This is a genomic window from Lysinibacillus sp. GbtcB16 (genome assembly GCF_019091145.1).
GTDB lineage: Bacteria > Bacillota > Bacilli > Bacillales_A > Planococcaceae > Lysinibacillus > Lysinibacillus fusiformis.
Map to the genome: position 1 here is coordinate 1 of NZ_JAGXJV010000149.1, position 417 is coordinate 417.

At 29.5% G+C, this 417-nt stretch carries 1 pseudogene; it reads right to left on the reverse strand.

What is annotated here, in order from left to right:
- Positions 1-44 precede the first annotated feature (44 nt).
- Positions 45-417: pseudogene (locus KVT27_RS23780) on the reverse strand (right-handed parallel beta-helix repeat-containing protein); the annotation flags it as partial.

Below are 417 nucleotides of genomic sequence, written 5' to 3' on the forward strand. Positions count from 1 at the left end.
AAAAAATAATGTTGTGTTAAACAAATTATTTCAAGCAAATAGATTTATGTTAATACCAAATTATCTATCAACATCGTACTTTTCGTTATATCGGTCGAAACATTATTGAATATACACCTTGCTATTACCATTGTTTTTTCTTTAGTTAACCAATGCAAAGCAATTGAAGTGTTTTCAAGGTAAGAAAGTGTGATGGTCGAAGTATTTTCATTGTCTGCTTTCCTAATAATAGAGTTTAAAAATGTACTTCGAGTGTTTAGCACATTCCCATCAAAATTCAAGGCAACATTTTGAAATATACAATTATCTATATTTACCTTTCTCTTATCCTTTACATCATTACTACCTACAGCCATATCTCCTCCTATTATTGAAGTTTTCACCTTCATAAATTTCGCCTCACTTATATTACAGCAC